Annotated in this window: 19 protein-coding genes; 8 read left to right on the forward strand and 11 right to left on the reverse strand. The window is 63.1% G+C overall.

What is annotated here, in order from left to right:
* Positions 1-2: 2 nt before the first annotated feature.
* From NKJ28_RS27950 to purC, 4 genes are read right to left on the reverse strand one after another with little or no spacing between them, the layout of a single operon-like run.
* Positions 3-668, reverse strand: a complete 666-nt coding sequence (locus tag NKJ28_RS27950; RefSeq protein ID WP_352637831.1) for a glutathione S-transferase family protein — start codon at positions 666-668, stop codon at positions 3-5.
* A 31-nt stretch (positions 669-699) separates the two neighbouring features.
* On the reverse strand, positions 700-1,368 hold the full coding sequence (gene purQ, locus NKJ28_RS27955; RefSeq protein WP_023674723.1) for a phosphoribosylformylglycinamidine synthase subunit PurQ: 669 nt from the start codon (positions 1,366-1,368) through the stop codon (positions 700-702).
* Position 1,369: 1 nt separating this feature from the next.
* Positions 1,370-1,612 (reverse strand): phosphoribosylformylglycinamidine synthase subunit PurS, encoded by a 243-nt coding sequence (gene purS, locus NKJ28_RS27960; RefSeq protein ID WP_023674724.1) that lies wholly within the window; start codon positions 1,610-1,612, stop codon positions 1,370-1,372.
* A gap of 40 nt (positions 1,613-1,652) precedes the next feature.
* Positions 1,653-2,447 (reverse strand): phosphoribosylaminoimidazolesuccinocarboxamide synthase, encoded by a 795-nt coding sequence (purC, locus tag NKJ28_RS27965; protein ID WP_023674725.1) that lies wholly within the window; start codon positions 2,445-2,447, stop codon positions 1,653-1,655.
* A gap of 270 nt (positions 2,448-2,717) precedes the next feature.
* On the opposite strand from purC, the gene NKJ28_RS27970 reads away from it, so the two are divergent.
* Positions 2,718-3,038 carry a DUF1476 domain-containing protein gene (locus NKJ28_RS27970; RefSeq protein ID WP_023674726.1) on the forward strand — a complete coding sequence of 107 codons (321 nt, stop codon included), beginning with the start codon at positions 2,718-2,720 and terminating at the stop codon, positions 3,036-3,038.
* A gap of 118 nt (positions 3,039-3,156) precedes the next feature.
* On the forward strand, positions 3,157-3,930 hold the full coding sequence (locus NKJ28_RS27975; protein WP_352637833.1) for an HpcH/HpaI aldolase family protein: 774 nt from the start codon (positions 3,157-3,159) through the stop codon (positions 3,928-3,930).
* A gap of 98 nt (positions 3,931-4,028) precedes the next feature.
* On the opposite strand, the gene NKJ28_RS27980 is transcribed toward NKJ28_RS27975, so the two are convergent.
* Positions 4,029-4,577 (reverse strand): RBBP9/YdeN family alpha/beta hydrolase, encoded by a 549-nt coding sequence (locus NKJ28_RS27980; RefSeq protein ID WP_023674728.1) that lies wholly within the window; start codon positions 4,575-4,577, stop codon positions 4,029-4,031.
* Between the two features lie 271 nt (positions 4,578-4,848).
* Between NKJ28_RS27980 and NKJ28_RS27985 the strand changes: the two genes are divergently transcribed.
* The gene (locus NKJ28_RS27985) at positions 4,849-5,661 is read left to right on the forward strand and encodes a VOC family protein (protein ID WP_023674729.1); all 813 of its coding nucleotides are present in this window, start codon (positions 4,849-4,851) and stop codon (positions 5,659-5,661) included.
* Between the two features lies 1 nt (position 5,662).
* Here NKJ28_RS27985 and NKJ28_RS27990 read toward each other — a convergent pair whose 3' ends face one another.
* From NKJ28_RS27990 to NKJ28_RS28005, 4 genes are read right to left on the reverse strand one after another with little or no spacing between them, the layout of a single operon-like run.
* A complete protein-coding gene (locus tag NKJ28_RS27990; protein ID WP_352637835.1) occupies positions 5,663-6,235 on the reverse strand; it encodes an alpha/beta hydrolase in 573 nt (190 codons plus the stop codon).
* Complete coding sequence (gene purB / locus NKJ28_RS27995; protein ID WP_352477371.1) at positions 6,235-7,542, reverse strand: adenylosuccinate lyase; 1,308 nt, start codon at positions 7,540-7,542, stop codon at positions 6,235-6,237. Before purB ends, NKJ28_RS27990 begins: the two co-directional genes overlap by 1 nt.
* Before the next feature lie 59 nt (positions 7,543-7,601).
* Positions 7,602-8,102: a hypothetical protein gene (locus NKJ28_RS28000; RefSeq protein ID WP_352637837.1), complete on the reverse strand. Its 501-nt coding sequence runs from the start codon at positions 8,100-8,102 to the stop codon at positions 7,602-7,604.
* Positions 8,103-8,113: 11 nt separating this feature from the next.
* Positions 8,114-8,839 (reverse strand): DUF2259 domain-containing protein, encoded by a 726-nt coding sequence (locus tag NKJ28_RS28005; protein ID WP_352637838.1) that lies wholly within the window; start codon positions 8,837-8,839, stop codon positions 8,114-8,116.
* A 249-nt stretch (positions 8,840-9,088) separates the two neighbouring features.
* On the opposite strand from NKJ28_RS28005, the gene NKJ28_RS28010 reads away from it, so the two are divergent.
* Entirely contained in the window at positions 9,089-9,343 is a 255-nt protein-coding gene (locus NKJ28_RS28010) for a DUF2171 domain-containing protein (RefSeq protein WP_023674734.1), read from the forward strand.
* A gap of 46 nt (positions 9,344-9,389) precedes the next feature.
* Here NKJ28_RS28010 and NKJ28_RS28015 read toward each other — a convergent pair whose 3' ends face one another.
* Positions 9,390-10,409 carry a P1 family peptidase gene (locus tag NKJ28_RS28015; protein WP_352637860.1) on the reverse strand — a complete coding sequence of 340 codons (1,020 nt, stop codon included), beginning with the start codon at positions 10,407-10,409 and terminating at the stop codon, positions 9,390-9,392.
* A 14-nt stretch (positions 10,410-10,423) separates the two neighbouring features.
* Positions 10,424-11,497 carry a branched-chain amino acid ABC transporter substrate-binding protein gene (locus tag NKJ28_RS28020; RefSeq protein ID WP_352637839.1) on the reverse strand — a complete coding sequence of 358 codons (1,074 nt, stop codon included), beginning with the start codon at positions 11,495-11,497 and terminating at the stop codon, positions 10,424-10,426.
* 179 nt (positions 11,498-11,676) lie between these two features.
* Here NKJ28_RS28020 and NKJ28_RS28025 point away from each other — a divergent pair, with 179 nt between their 5' ends.
* The 4 genes from NKJ28_RS28025 (at position 11,677) to NKJ28_RS28040 (ending at position 15,050) form a co-directional block, all read left to right on the forward strand.
* Positions 11,677-12,171 carry a flavin reductase gene (locus NKJ28_RS28025; RefSeq protein WP_352637840.1) on the forward strand — a complete coding sequence of 165 codons (495 nt, stop codon included), beginning with the start codon at positions 11,677-11,679 and terminating at the stop codon, positions 12,169-12,171.
* 222 nt (positions 12,172-12,393) lie between these two features.
* A complete protein-coding gene (locus NKJ28_RS28030) occupies positions 12,394-12,732 on the forward strand; it encodes an XdhC family protein (RefSeq protein WP_352637841.1) in 339 nt (112 codons plus the stop codon).
* 6 nt (positions 12,733-12,738) lie between these two features.
* Positions 12,739-13,443, forward strand: coding sequence for an XdhC family protein (locus NKJ28_RS28035; RefSeq protein ID WP_352637842.1), 705 nt, complete (start codon positions 12,739-12,741; stop codon positions 13,441-13,443).
* The gene (locus NKJ28_RS28040; RefSeq protein WP_352637843.1) at positions 13,440-15,050 is read left to right on the forward strand and encodes an NTP transferase domain-containing protein; all 1,611 of its coding nucleotides are present in this window, start codon (positions 13,440-13,442) and stop codon (positions 15,048-15,050) included. The genes NKJ28_RS28035 and NKJ28_RS28040 overlap by 4 nt, the downstream gene beginning before the upstream one ends.
* Positions 15,051-15,077 lie beyond the last annotated feature (27 nt).

The raw sequence follows: 15,077 nt of genomic DNA on the forward strand, positions 1-15,077 counted from the left end.
GTTCAAGCGGCGCCCATCTCGAGTTCGGACAGAAAGATCGTCAGACCGTCTGTCATCTCACCCCAGACGCGCGACAGCGCCGGATGCTGCAAGGCTATTTGCTCGTAGGCATCGAATTTCGGATAGGCGTCAAGCAAATCGGGGCGGCCCATCGTTGTCCTGAAATTGTTGAAGACGAAGCGGGTCGGCGTCAACCACGCATCGGCAAAGGAGATGTCGTCGCCGAGCGCGAACGGGCCATGCGCCATGCGGGCCTCGATTGCCGCAAGCCCGTGATGCAATCGGGCGAACTGTGCCTTGATCTCCGCCTCGTTGCGCTGCGGCACGAAATGGAGCTCGAACAGCTTCATCGTCGGGGCGAGCACGTCGAGGTCGGTGATGCGGGCGAACATGCGCACCAGCGCCCGGTCCTTCGAGTCCCTCGGCAGCAGCGCCGGCTCGGGAAAGCGCTCCTCCAGATATTCGGCGATGACCACCGATTCGACGATCGTTTCGCCGGAGCCGGTGATCAGCACCGGAATCCGGTTCAACGGCGAGATGGCACGAAACGCCTCCGGGATGGGAAACCCCGGCGGCGGTGCAATGAGCTTGAGCGGCACGTTCTTGATGTAGGCCAACGCCCGCACGATCGACGAATAGGGCGACAACGGCCGCGAATAGAGTTTCATGACCGTGGCTCCAGGAGGAAAATTGAAGGCATCAAGCAGCGATGCCCAGCGCGCTTTCGAACAGCGCCCGGCCGTCGCTGCCGCCATGCGCCGCTTCGATCAGGTTCTCGGGATGCGGCATCAGGCCGAGCACGTTGCCGCGGCCGTTGACGATGCCGGCAATGTCGTTGATCGAGCCGTTGGGATTGGTGCCTTCGGCATAGCGGAACACCACCTGGCCTTCGCCTTCGAGGCGGGCCAGCGTTTCGGCATCGGCAAAATAATTGCCGTCATGGTGCGCCACCGGCGCCCGGATGATCTGGCCCGGCTGGTAGCGGCGGGTGAACATCGTGTTGGCATTGGCGATCTGTAGCTTCACCTGACGGCAGACGAATTTCAGCGAGGTATTGCGCATCAATGCGCCCGGCAGCAAGCCGGCCTCGACCAGGATTTGGAAGCCGTTGCAGACGCCGATGACCGTGACGCCCTTGGCCGCCTTTTCGGCCACAGCCCGCATTACTGGCATGCGCGCGGCAATGGCGCCGCAGCGCAGATAATCGCCGAACGAAAAGCCGCCGGGAATGGCGATCAGGTCGACATCGGGAATTTCGGTGTCGGTCTGCCAGACGGTGACCGGCGGCGTGCCGGAAATCTTGGTCAGCGCCGCGATCATGTCGCGGTCGCGATTGAGGCCTGGGAGCAGGACGACGGCTGATTTCACCTCAGGCGATCTCCACCGCGTAATTCTCAATCACTGTATTCGCCAGAAGCTTGTCGCACATGGCTTTCAGATCGGCCTCGGCCTTGGCGCTGTCGCTCTCGGCCAATTCGACGTCGAAAACCTTGCCTTGCCGCACCTGGCCGACGCCGCCGAAACCCATTCCGGACAGCGCGTGCTCGATTGCCTTGCCTTGTGGGTCTAGCACGCCGTTCTTGAGGGTTACGGTAATGCGGGCCTTGATCACGCTGGACATGCTCCTGTTCACCTGTTGAGCGGGCAAGCCGTCAGTGCGGCTTACCTTTGACACCGTCGGTCGATGCGACGAGCACCGGCCCGGCCGGACGCGGTGGCTCGTTCTCGTTCATGATGCCGAGACGGCGGGCAACTTCCTGATAAGCCTCGACCAGCCCGCCCATGTCGCGGCGGAAGCGGTCCTTGTCGAGCTTGTCCTGCGTCGCCACGTCCCACAGCCGGCAGGAATCCGGCGAGATCTCATCGGCAACGACGATGCGCATCATATCGCCTTCGAACAGGCGGCCGCATTCGATTTTGAAATCGACCAGCTGGATGCCGACGCCCATGAACAGGCCGGAAAGGAAGTCGTTGACGCGAATGGCCAGCGCCATGACATCGTCGATCTCCTGTGGGCTCGCCCAGCCGAAGGCGGTAATGTGCTCTTCCGATACCATCGGATCGTCGAGCGCATCGGCCTTGTAATAGAATTCGATGATCGAGCGCGGCAGCACGGTGCCTTCCTCGATGCCCAGGCGCTTGGCCAGCGAGCCGGCGGCGACGTTGCGCACCACCACTTCGAGCGGGATGATCTCGACTTCCTTGATCAACTGCTCGCGCATGTTGAGCCGGCGGATGAAGTGGGTCGGAATGCCCATCCGGTTGAGATGATTGAAGATGTGCTCGGAAATGCGGTTGTTGAGCACGCCTTTGCCATCGACGATTTCATGCTTCTTCTTGTTGAAAGCGGTAGCGTCGTCCTTGAAGAACTGGATCAGCGTGCCAGGCTCCGGTCCCTCATAAAGGATCTTGGCCTTGCCTTCATAAATGCGGCGGCGATTTTTCATCTGATTTTTCTCTGGATTTGCGGGCAGGCGGCAAGCGACCAGTTCCTGTCCGTCTGCCTAAAATAAGATGGCGACGGTGGGGTTCAATGCCGGTGTCTATCCCAATCGCACTGTTTGCTCAATCGGCAAATCCTTTCAATCAACCGCTTTCGGGCACCGAAATGCCGCAGCGCAGCAAGCAATGTAGCATATTGACCGGCCGGCGCCCTTTTGGTTTGTGCTCCGGCAACACATATTGGCACAACGAATCGGATTTCACGGAGGGATGCCATGAGCAGCATGAAAGACCGCGAAGAGGGCTTTGAGCGCAAATTCGCATTCGACGAGGAACTTCGGTTCAAGGCTGCGGCACGCCGCAACAGAGCGCTCGGCCTGTGGGCTGCCGAAAAGCTCGGCAAGTCCGGCGCCGATGCCGACGCTTATGCCAGGGAAGTGGTCGTCAGCGACATCGAGGAAGCCGGCGATCACGACGTTTTCCGCAAGATACGCAAGGATTTCGATGCGGCCGGCATCGACCAGTCGGACCATCAGATCCGCCGCACCATGGATGAATTGATGGCGCAGGCGATCGAGCAGATCAAGAACACCTGATCCCCATCGATACTCTTCGAATGCTGGACCAATCGACCGCCCGGCCTCACCGGGCGGTTTTTCTTTGCCTTTGCGGTCATTTCCGGCTGAATTGCTGCAAGCAAAGAGGAAATCGCCAATGTCCCTGAAGTCACGCCTTGCGGCCGACGAGACGCTGTTCACCGCATGGTCCGGCGTGCCGGATGCGTTGACGGTCGAGATACTGGCCAGGCAAGGGTTCGACGCGGTTACGCTCGATATGCAGCATGGTGGCCATCACGAGGATAGCGTACTTCGCGGGCTTGTGCCGGTGCTGGCCGCCAACAAGCCGGCTTTGGTACGCATCCCGGTCGGCCGCTTCGACATGGCCAGCCGTGCGCTTGACTTCGGCGCCGAGGCGGTGATCGCCCCGATGGTGAATTCGGTGGCGGACGCAAAGCTGTTTGCTGCCGCAATGAAATACCCGCCACTCGGCGAGCGCTCCTGGGGCCCGACCTATGCTTTTCCGCGCCATGGCAAGGGCGACTATGCCGACTGGCTGCGCGACAGCAACCAGCGCACCATGGCGTTCGCCATGGTCGAAACGCGGGCCGCGCTTGATGCACTCGACGGCATCCTCGACACGCCGGGCATCGACGGTATCTTCCTTGGCCCGTCGGATTTCTCGATCGCCTGGTCGAAGGGCACCACCGTCAGTTCGACGCTGGAGAGCATGATGGGGACCGTCGCCTCGATCGCCGAGCGCACCCGCAAAGCCGGCAAGCATGCGGCGATCTATGTGATGGAACCGGCCATCGCCGGTCGCGTGGTGTCGATGGGTTACCGGCTGCTGGCGATGGGTTCCGAGCATTCGCTGATTTCGCTTGGGGCAAAGACCCTGCTGAACAGCGTCAGGGATTCGATCGGTTCCTAGAGCAATTCCAGGAAAAGTGTGAAACGGTTTTCCGTCCGGAATTGCGTCAAAACAAAGAGATAGAGCGGTTCGCCGTTTCCGTGAAACGGTGAACCGCTCTAGAGATCCGTCAGGAATTTCGCGAACGTCATCGAGCCTTCAGGCCAGGGGCCGAAGCCGGAATCCGCGTTGAGATGACCGGCATCCCCGGCGTCGATGAACAGCGAGCCCCACGCCCCGGCAATGTCCTCGGCGACGCCGAAGGCGCAGAACGGGTCGTTGCGGCTGGCGATCACCACCGACGGAAACGGCAGCGGGTCGCGCGGATAGGGGCCGAAGGTCATCAGGTGCCTCGGCTTTATCTCTGGATTGGCGACATCGGGCGGCGCCACGAAGAAAGCGCCGGCGACCGGCCTCTCGAACCGAGGCAACGCTTGAATGACCGCCGCGACGCCAAGCGAATGGGCGACGATGACGACCGGCCGCTCGGCCTCGTTAACCGCCTTGGCGACACCGGCCGTCCAATCCTCGCGCACCGGCTTCGACCATTCCGCCTGTTCGACGCGGCGCGCTGTCGATAGTTTCGACTGCCAGCGGCTCTGCCAATGATCGGGGCCGGAATTGGTGTAGCCCGGCACGATGAGAATATCTGCTTCCCTGACTTTCATGGCGCGCATGTAGCGAGAGGCGCTGTCGGGTGCAACCGGGTATGAACTCAACAGCGACACGCAAACGGCCGCTCACGAGCCCGGTTCTGCTCGCTATTGTGAACACCCTGTTCGCTTCTTGCGCTCTTGTGTGAACGATCGCGATCAACGATCTGTCGCCAGGAAAGAATGGCTGTTCCGAGATTTTGCCACGGACATGGCGTAGAATGATTGATGGCGCCGGATTGTTCTGTTGGAAGCTTGTCGAGCGCCGCCTGAACGGAGCACTTTAATGAGCGAACTGCCTTTTGCCGCGACGACCCCGGTCAGCGTTGCCCGCGTCGGCTTGCGGGCGCGCGATGCAGACAATCTCGCTGCCTACTATCGCAAAGTCGTCGGTTTGCAGGAACTGAGCCGCGCCGGCGGCACCATTACGCTCGGCGCAGTCAATCGCCCTTTGCTCGACATCGAAGCGGATCCGGCCGCGAAACCCGATGACCCGCGCAGCGCCGGTCTTTTCCACACCGCCTTCCTGCTACCCAGCCGGGCCGATCTCGGCCGCTGGATCAACCATGCCATCGCCAACAAGATCGGCATCGAGGGCGCATCCGACCACCTGGTCAGCGAGGCGCTCTATTTGACCGATCCCGAAGGCAACGGCATCGAGATCTATGCCGACCGCCGTCCGCAGGACTGGAAATGGAACGGTGACAAGATAGCGATGGCGACGGAGCGGCTGAACATTCCGTCGGTCGTTGCCGAGGTGCCGGCCGGCGACACCGGCTGGCAGGGCGCGCCGGAAAACAGCATTATCGGCCACGTCCATTTGCGGGTCGGCAGGCCGGAAGAAGCCGAAGCATGGTGGCATCAGGAGTTCGGTTTCGACACAGTGGCAAAGTACGGTGGCGCGGCGGTGTTCCTGTCGTCCGGCGGCTATCATCACCACATTGGCGCAAATGCGTGGCAGAGCGCGGGCGCCGGTCGCCGCGATCCCGCCCGCTCCGGCTTGGCCTGGGTCGAGATGCGCTCGGACAATGCCGCAAGCGAGACCACCCGCGAGGATCCGTGGGGCACGGTGATAAGGACGGTTCCCGGTAAGGCATAGGCTAGAGGTTCGCTTTTTCGAGCAAGCGGCCAAGCATCAGCAGGCCCGCTGGCCATACGCCGAGGCGGGCCTCATTTCCCATATGGCCGAGATCGCCGGCATCGGCGATATCCGCGCCCCAGGCTGCGGCAAAAGCGGTCGCCTTGTCGAAGGTGACGCGTGGGTCGCTGCGGCTCGCCACCACCAATGTCGGGAAGGGCAGGCGCTTCAGCGGCATCGGCGCGAACGGGCGCACCGCGTCGAATGAGGGATCGGTATCCTCGACATTGGTGGCGGCAACCAGGAATGCCGCCGCGACCTTGTCGAGTTGGCTTTGACTGGCGCCGGCAGCCCACTTCACCGCCGTCGCCACCGCCAGCGAATGCGCAAGCAGCACGACGCGGCGCGGTGCGGCGGCCACCGCGGCATCCACCTGGCCGATCCAGTCTTCAGGCTTTGGCCGGTCCCACTCGGCCTGCAGCACGCGGCTCGAATTGGGGAACACCCGGCACCAATGCGACATCCAATGATCCGGCCCGGAATTGCCGCGCCCGGGCAGGGCAAGGAAATCGAAATCTCCGGCCGACGAAATCATCAGGCTTCTCCAAACACTCGGCTAAAGATCGTATCGACGTGCTTGGTATGATAGCCCAAGTCGAATTTCTCACGGATCTCGGCCTCGGGCAAGGCTGCGACAACGTCCTTGTCGGCCAAAAGTTCCTCAAGAAAATCAGCGCCTTGCTCCCACACCTTCATGGCGTTGCGCTGCACCAGCCGGTAGGCGTCCTCGCGCGAAACACCGGCTTGCGTCAGCGCCAGCAGCACGCGCTGCGAATGCACGAGGCCACGGAATTTGTTCATGTTCTTCAGCATGTTGTCGGGGTAGACGAGCAGTTTGTCGACAACGCTGGTCAGGCGTGAGAGCGCGAAATCGAGCGTCACCGTCGCGTCGGGCCCGATCATGCGCTCGACCGACGAATGCGAGATGTCGCGCTCGTGCCACAGCGCCACATTCTCCATTGCCGGCAATGCGAAGGAGCGCACCATGCGGGCAAGGCCGGTGAGGTTCTCGGTCAGCACCGGGTTGCGCTTGTGCGGCATCGCCGACGAGCCCTTCTGTCCGGGTGAAAAGTACTCTTCTGCTTCAAGTACCTCGGTGCGCTGCAGATGGCGCACCTCGATCGCCAGCCGCTCGATCGACGAGGCGATGACGCCGAGCGTGGCGAAGAACATCGCGTGGCGGTCGCGCGGGATCACCTGCGTCGACACCGGCTCCGGCTTCAGTCCGAGTTTCTTGGCCACGTATTCTTCGACATAGGGGTCGATATTGGCGAAGGTGCCGACCGCACCGGAGATGGCGCAGGTAGCGATGTCCTCGCGTGCATGCACCAGCCTCTCGCGGCAACGCGAGAATTCGGCATAGGCCTGCGCCAGCTTGACGCCGAAGGTGGTCGGCTCGGCATGGATGCCGTGGCTGCGGCCGATGGTGATGGTGTCCTTGTGCTCGAAGGCGCGGCGCTTGAGCGCCGCAAGCAGCCCGTCAATGTCGGCCAGCAGGATGTCGCTGGCGCGGGTGAGCTGCACGGCAAAACAGGTGTCGAGGACGTCGGAGGATGTCATGCCCTGGTGGATGAAGCGGGCATCCGGCCCGACGAATTCGGCAAGATGGGTGAGAAAGGCGATGACGTCATGCTTGGTGACCCGCTCGATCTCGTCGATGGCTTCGACATCGAATTTTGCCGCCCCGCCTTTCTCCCAGATGGTCTTGGCGGCCTCCTTCGGGATGACGCCGAGCTCGGCCAATGCGTCGCAGGCGTAGGCCTCGATCTCGAACCAGATGCGGAACCGGGTTTCGGGGGACCAGATGGCCACCATTTCCGGCCGGGAGTAGCGAGGGATCATCAGTCGGTCCTGACTTGCGAGAGCATTTGCCCGCGTCCTAACAGAGGCAGGCAAAATGCTCAACGTTGCTGGCGCGCAAACCAGACACTGACGACAGCGAGCGCAATGAAACCGAGCGGAAAATACAGCCGGATGCCAAGGACGACGAACTGGTAGAGTGCCGTCAACATCGTGAACACAAACTGGAAAACCCAGGTGATGGTGAACGCGGGCGCATGCCATTGGACATAGTAGGAGCGGTATTGCAGCCCAAAGAGGCCGCCGGTGACGGCGATCGTCGCTGCGAGAAGGCAGACGAAGGCGGCGGCGAGGGCGATTTCCCAGTGGCGTCCGAGCGAGACGAGCCGCGCCAGAAACAGCCCAACCGGGAAGGCCAGCGCGCCGCCGGCAGCATAAAGCAGCGAGACGAAGCGGACCTTCGCCGGGGTCTCCCAATCGTACAACAGCAGATTGAGCAGCGCGCTGGCGCCCATCGCCATGGCCCACAGCAAGGCACCGGCAAATGCGGTGCGCAGCGACGGCAGAGCACGGCGGAGACGGCGCAGAGCGCGATAGCGCATGGCGGGGAACTTCACAGGCGACCGGTTACCGCGATCCAGCGATAGTCCGGCCCTTCGAAGCCGTATTGGCGCACCGCGATCAGCACGGCATAGGCGCTGAGGCTATCCAGCGAAAATGTCTGAACCGCGCCGATCTGGTAGCCATTCGGACAGCCTCTGCTTTGCGGGATCGATTTGTCCTCGTGAATGATCCTCGTCTGGCCGCCATCCTTCGCCTCGATGCGCAGCAGGCGAAAGCCATTGATCTCGCCCTGGCTCTGGCAGCGTTCGGTGTCGTTCATGCCGATCTGGTCGAGCCGGAACTCGAGCGGATCGTCGACCGGCGAGAAGATCGGGCGCGGATTGACCACCATGCGGAAGGGATCGGCAGAAAGCTCGGTCACCGGGTTGAAGCCGGCGGTGATGCCGCGATTTGCCGTGAGTTCCGCCTGACCGACGATCGCTTCGCCCCTTTGCCGGGCCTGCAGCCGCGCTGCGGCCACCGTGGCATTCTCGTCGTCGAGCCGGACACGTATCGGCGAGCCCTTCAGGAAACTGTCGTCGGCCGTGTCGATATAATAGCGGTTGGCATAGGGAAATCCCGATCCGTCCTGGACGCCATATTCCTCGAAGGCAAAGACCCCGCCATCACGGCTGAAGCCGAGGACATCAAGCTCGGCGACATCGCCTGCGTGGGCGGCGACCAAAGTTGCAAGCTGGGCAAGCAGGCAGACGGCAAACAGGGCAAGATTTCGCATGGGGCTTTCCATTCCGGCAGTCGATGCCGTTAAATTCCCTATCACGATGCTGTCAAAAGATCGTGCTGACTGAAACACAAAAGTCGATGCATCCAATCCGCCCGTCGTTTGTTATTGTCGGCAGCTTCACCGCATCGTGCCTTCCGAAAATCAGAATCGATTTTCGGAAGGCACGATGCATTGATTCAAAATGTTTAGAGCGTCCTTTGCGCGTCCAAAAGGACGCGCGGCGCTCTAAGGGAGTCCCCCATGACAGATGCAGCCAAGATTCGCGAACGTATGGAAGTGATCGGCGCCGACGGCGTCCATGTCGGTACCGTCGACAAGGTTGACGGAGATCGCATAAAGCTGACCAAGCGCGACAGCGGCGAGGGCGCTCACAGGGGCCATCACCACTTCATTCCTCTCAGCCTTGTCGCCGAGGTCGAGGGCCAGAAGGTGCGGCTGTCGGCAAACTCGGATGTTGCGGTCACGTTCGAGGAAGAAAAATCCGAACCCACCTGATCATAATCCAGTCTGATTACGGCTCACCCGAATGAGCGTTGCGCGTTCAGCGCGACGACCAGACCGGGAACAGATCGCCCTCGGCCGGCGTCGCGGCAAAGACGCCGCGGCTGATGGCGCGCGCCATCGTGGCGCCGGCCGCGGCGTAGAGATCGACGGCATCGTTGGGTGCGAGCTCGATGCCGCTCTTGCCCGTTGCCAGCGCGAAGACCAGATCGCCGTCTGCGGGCGTATGCGTCGGCCAAATGGCACGGACAAAGCCGTCATGCGCCGATATCGCCAGGCGTTTGGCGGCGGCCTTCGTGAGTACCGCATCGGTGGCGATCACGGCGATGGTCGTGTTGGCGCCGGTTTCCGCCTGCTCTGCCGCATGCTTGTCACGGAACTTCAGCAGGACCTTTCTGGCATCGTCAGGCATCGGGTAGGGATAGCCTAACCCGCCGAACTCGTCGCCGATCTCGAACGGCGCCGCCCAGAAATGGCGGGTCCCGGCGACCGTCACCGAGCCGGTCGGGTTGACGGCGGCGAGCGCGCCGATGGTGACGCCGCTGTCCAGCGCCGTCGAGGCCGAGCCGAGCCCGCCCTTCAGGCCGGAGCTCAGCGCGCCGGCACCCGCGCCGGCGGTGCCGAGCGCAAAGTCGATCGCGGCGGCTTGCGCGGCTTCGTAGCCGAGGTCGCGGTAAGGCGGATACCGGCCCCAATCCTTGTCGCCGCCATTGCGCAGATCGAACAGGATCGCCGCCGGCACGATCGGCACGCGAAAGCCGCCAACCTCGACGCCGATGCCTCTTTCGCGCAACGCCGCCTGCACCCCCGACGCGGCGTCGAGGCCAAAGGCCGAACCGCCGGAAAGCACCACGGCATGGATGGCGTGGATCGAATTGTGCGGCTCGAGCAGGTCGGTTTCGCGGGTGCCTGGCGCACCGCCCAGGATTTGCACGCCGGCCACGGCCGGTTCGTCGCAGATGACGGTGGTCACACCGGATTTCAGCTTCGCATTCGCCGCATTGCCGACACGCAGGCCGGCGACGTCGGTGATGAGATTGCGCGGACCCGTACGGAACATCCCCGTGCTGGACATCATTGGCTCTCCGCCGGCACGAAACGGCCGCCGTCGAAACGGTAGGCTCGATAAGGATTTTGCGTCAGGTCACCTTTTTCGTCAAAGCGGATCGGTCCGATCGCCGTGGTGAAGTCATGCGCGGTCAGCACGTTGGCTAGCCTCTCGCCGGAGCTTTGCGGCAATGCTGAAGCCGCCTTGGCGATCTCGACCGCGGCATAGGCGGGAAGCGTGTAACCTTCCGGCACGATATTTTGTCCGGCAAAGCTCTGCAACACCTTGGGGTCGGCGACATCGGCCCATTCGGGCGGCGCGATCATCAGCGTGCCGACGGCATAAGGCACGTCACCGAGCGGCGCGCGCAACGCTTCGCCGCCGGCAAACACCATGCCGGTATTTAGCTGGCCAGCATCCCGGCCCATAATGGCGATATCATCGCCGTCGCCGCCGGCAAAGACATGCGTTGCGCCGGCTTTCTTCAGCCGGCCGATCAGGCCGATCTGGTTGTCGAGCTGCGGCCGGAACGTGTCGACGAACACCGGCTTCAGAGCCGCTTGCTCGGCGGCTGCCCGAAACGTCTCGGCCATTTCGCGGCCATAGATCGTGCCGTCGTCGACTATGGCGAACAGCTCGGTCTGCCATAGGCGGGTGAGGATGGCAGCGACGGCATTGCGCTCGTCGTCGCCGCGCGGCCCGAGACGATAGATCGGCCATCCGGTCTTGGCGCGCCGGTCGGTCAGGCTTTCCGTGCGAACGCCGACGGTGATCACCGGTATGCCGGCATCCTTGAGGATCGGCAGAGCCGCCTCGATTGCGTCGGTGCACAAAAACCCGATGACGACGTTGACCTTGGCCGCGGTGAACTCCCGCGCGGCGGCGGCGCCACCGTCGGCCGTGCAGGCGTCATCGATCGTCTTGATTTCGGCATCGTTCGCTTCAGCCGCCATTGTCGCGCCGGCCTCGATCTGTTTGCCGAGGATCGCCGACGGCCCCGACAAAGGTGCCGCGACGCCGACCAGCAGCGTCTCGGCATTTGCACTGCAGGCGACCGAGAGCCAGGCCAGCACCGCTATCGTGGTTGTCCAAGGTCGCATGCGAGCGAAGAATTCCTCCACGCCGGTCGCGTGGTTGCCGGCGCCAATGCCGTCAAGACCTAAAGGCTGGCCAGCTTTGGCGCAACACGCGAATTCGGGATATAGGTCAAGCACTTCGCTTGTGGCCTGCAATATCCCCCCATATATAACGGTTGGTTCTGACTAGTGGAAAATCATCGGTGCTGAAGAAGAATGACATCGGGCCGCAGGCCTACCGCGACGCGATGGCCCATTTTGCTGGCCATGTGCATGTAGTCACCACCGATGGCCCTGCCGGCAGGCGCGGCGCGACGGTGATCGCGGCCTGCTCGGTGTCGGACACGCCGCCAACCATCCTGGTTTGCCTCAATCGTGAAAATCCCAAGAACGAGCCGTTCGTGGAAAACGGCAAATTTGCCCTGAACACGCTGGCTTCGGATCAGGAGCCGCTGTCGATCGGCTTTTCCGGCATCACCGGCCTGCCGGTCGAGGAGCGTTTCGCGTTGGCCGAATGGGATGTGATCTCGACCGGTGCGCCGACGTTGAAGGGCGCGCTCGCCGTCTTCGACTGCGAGCTGATCGACACCAAGGATCTGGCCACCCACCGTGTGCTTTTTGGCAAGGTGACAGGTTTGCGCGTCGGCGATAATTTGCGGCCGCTGATTTATCACAACCGCGGCTATCACGCTCTGTAGAGGCTTTTAGCCGCGCCCGCGGAGACAGAATGACCGAGTTGAAAACCGCGTCCGGCGCCGCGGACGATCGACGAGACGCTCGATCCGGTTGACCCGTGCGGATTGTGTGGCGGACCGGTCGCTGGCGACCGTGTTGTTTTTATGCGTTCGGTCAACCCGCGGCGGTGGATCGAGGCTGGCGTGAAGCGCGTCGCATAACCACATGTCTGCCAGGGAGAAATCATGGAACACAGTATCTATCTCGATGAGGCTCGCGACCCGCTGATCATCGCGGAGGGCTGGATGAAGGACGGCAAGGATGTCGCCATTGCCACCGTGGTCGAGACCTGGGGCTCGGCGCCGCGCCCGGTCGGCAGCCACCTGGTCATCGACGCCGAAGGCAATTTCCACGGCTCCGTCTCGGGCGGCTGCGTCGAAGGCGCCGTAGTCACCGAGGCGGTCGAGGTTATCGATAGCGGCAAGGCCAAAATGCTCGAATTCGGCGTCGCAGACGAGACCGCCTGGCAAGTCGGCCTGTCCTGCGGCGGCCGCATCAAGGTCTATGTTGAAAGATTGGGCTGATTCTCGATGGATCCTTACGCGCTGAAGACACTCAACGCCGAACGTCGTGCCCGCCGCGCGGCGATTTTGGTAACCGATCTTGGCGACGGCCGCGACCGTATCGTGCGCGAGAGCGACCAGGTTGCCGGCGAACTCGGGGCGGCCGTCGCCAAGGCATTTCGCACGGGCAATTCCGGTTCGGTCGAAGCTGAGGGACGGACCTTCTTCCTCAACGCACATCTGCCGCAGCCGCGCCTGGTAGTGATCGGCGCCGTCCACATCAGCCAGGCGCTGGCACCGATGGCCAGGATCGCCGGCTATCCCGTAGAGATCATCGACCCGCGCACGGCGTTTGCCACGTCCGACCGCTTTCCCGATATCGCGCTACATGCCGAATGGCCGGAGGATGTGCTGAATCGCCAGCCGCTCGACGGCTATACGGCGCTGGCTGCCCTCACTCATGATCCGAAGATCGACGATTTCGCGCTGAAGGCGGCGCTCGACGCCGGCTGCTTTTATGTCGGCGCGCTCGGCAGCCGCAAGACCCACGCCAAACGTGTGGAACGCCTGCTGGCTTCGGGAGCGACCGCCGACCAGATCGCCCGCATTCATGCCCCGATCGGCCTCGACATTGGGGCTGCCAGCCCGGCCGAGATCGCCGTCGCGGTGTTGGCGCAAGCGATCCACGCCTTTCGCTCCCGTGGTCTCGAATCCAAAGGCGCGGTCGCGTGAAATTTGGTCCCGTTGCGATCGATACGGCCGAAGGGGCAGTGCTTGCGCACGCCACCACGGTCGGAGAGCGCCGCTTCCGCAAGGCGCACAGGCTAAGCGCCGGGGATGTGTCCCTGTTGAAGGCCGCTGGCGTTTCCGAGGTCGTAGCGGCGGTGTTGGCGCCCGATGATCTCAGCGAGGACGTCGCTGCCGAAAAGATCGCCGCATCCATGATCCATCGCAACATCGAGGCGAGGCCCGCCGCGACAGGTAGGGTCAACCTCCACGCGCAGGCTGCCGGCATGTTCACCGTCGACGCGGCGATGATCGACGCCATCAACGCCGTCGATCCGACGATCACCATCGCCACGCTGGCGCAGCATGCGCCGGTCGAAAAAGGTCAGATGGTAGCAACGGTGAAGATCATCCCATTTGCGGTCGCCTCCGCTTTGGTCGATGCCGTGGCAAGGATCTGCGCCGGCGGCGAGATATTTGCGGTCAACGCCTATCAGCCGGTGCGCGTCGGCGTCATCCAGACGGTGCTGCCCGGCATCAAACCCAGAGTGCTCGACAAGACGCTGCGCGTCACCGAAGCGCGCCTGGCGCGTTCGGGCGGCAGGCTGACGGCGGAGCGTCGAACCCCGCATGAAATTATCCCCGTCGCCGACGCTGCGGCCTCGCTGATCCGCGACAACGATATGGTGGTTATCTTCGGCGCCTCGGCGATGGCCGATTTCGGCGACGTCGTTCCCGCTGCCATCGAAAAGGCAGGCGGCACTCTGATCCGCGCCGGCATGCCGGTCGATCCCGGCAATCTACTGGTGCTAGGCACTCTAGGCGGCAAGCGCATCATCGGTGCGCCGGGCTGCGCCCGCAGTCCCAAGGAGAACGGCTTCGATCGGGTGCTTGACCGGCTGATCGCCGGTCTCGACGTGACCGCCAGGGATATTGCCGGCATGGGCGTCGGCGGGCTGTTGATGGAAATTCCGACGCGGCCGCAGCCGCGCGAGCCATTGCCGGCCAAAGCCGAACCAAAGGTCGAGATCGTGCTTCTGGCCGCCGGCCGCTCCAGCCGCATGGGCGGGCCGAACAAGCTCTTGGCGCTCTTCGACGGCAAGCCGCTGGTCCGTCGCACTGCCGAACGCGCGGTCGGTTCGAAAGCCGCGGCCACCATCGTCGTCACTGGCCACCAGCGCGAGCGCGTGCGCGATGCACTGTCTGGCCTCGATGTGATCTTCGCCGACAATCCGGATTTCGGCGAGGGTCTGTCTTCGTCGCTGAAGGCCGGCATCGCCAAGATTTCCGGCGACGCCGCCGGCGCCATGATTGTCCTCGGCGATATGCCCGGCGTCGCCTCGGCCGACCTCGACAGGCTGATCGAGGCGTTCCGCAAGTCCGAAGGGCGATCGGTGGTGCGCGCCGCTCATGATGGCCGGCGCGGCAACCCGGTGCTGCTGCCGCGCTCGCTGTTCGCCGCGATCGCTCACCTCGAAGGCGATACCGGTGCCCGCCATCTGGTCGAGGCCGAAGGGCTCGACGTCATCGATGTCGAGATCGGCGAAGGGGCAGCCGTCGATGTCGACACGCGCGAGGCGCTGGAAAGCGCCGGCGGCGTGCTGCAGGATTGACAAACCGAAGCCGAAAAACGCATGGCT

The sequence above is a fragment of the Mesorhizobium sp. M0145 genome, from assembly GCF_040322355.1.
Taxonomy (GTDB): domain Bacteria; phylum Pseudomonadota; class Alphaproteobacteria; order Rhizobiales; family Rhizobiaceae; genus Mesorhizobium.